Origin of the sequence: Fulvivirga aurantia (assembly GCF_009711475.1) — a bacterium.
GTDB lineage: Bacteria > Bacteroidota > Bacteroidia > Cytophagales > Cyclobacteriaceae > Fulvivirga > Fulvivirga aurantia.
Window position 1 is genome coordinate 1 of the sequence record NZ_SMMD01000151.1, and the last position, 738, is coordinate 738.

The 738-nt window shown below is 41.7% G+C and carries 1 protein-coding gene; it reads left to right on the forward strand.

Translation table 11 applies throughout. From position 1 onward, the window contains the following. Positions 1–738, forward strand: a 738-nt coding sequence (locus tag E1176_RS00430) for a LamG domain-containing protein (protein ID WP_185152478.1), incomplete at both ends; no start/stop codon positions are given.

Below are 738 nucleotides of genomic sequence, written 5' to 3' on the forward strand. Positions count from 1 at the left end.
AACAATGACTATGTCAATACCGGCACAGGCATTACCAGTATTTTGACTGGAACAAACACGGTAACAGCTGAGGGTTGGATAAAGCCCAAAAGCTCACGAACTTTTCATACGATTGTAGGTAATTACGATGCAGGTAATTTGCAGTTTTTACTGCGTCTTGACAATATGAAGCCTGTTTTTTGGGTGAGCAACGGAGCTTTTACATCAGTTACAGGTACAACTACTGTACCTCTCAATACCTGGACGCACGTAGCAGGTGTATGGGATGGTACAACCATAAAAGTTTATGTAAACGGGGCGCTCGAGAACACTGTATCAGTGAGTGGTACAATGCCAACTAACAGCTATCCTGTTAAGATTGGAGCAAATTATTCTAATATCTCAGAAAACTGTGATGGCGTTTTAGATGAAGTACGTATTTGGAATGTTGCCAGAACTCAAACAGAGATCAGTAACAGTATGAATACCCCCCTGGCAGGAAATGAATCAGGTCTTTTAGCATATTATGATTTCGAAAGCGGTTCAGGTACACAGGTGTTGGACAGAACCTCTAACGGATATGATGGTAATTTTTCAGGTACTCCTGTTTGGACAACCGGACAGCTTGGAGCCGGTGCTAGTCCTTGCACAATTGCAGATCAAACAGTTACAGCAGCAGAAACATCTTTCATTTGTGAAGGTGAAACAACAATCGACTTAGCCTCTTCTGAAGTTGGCGTAGATTACTATCTAAGAAAT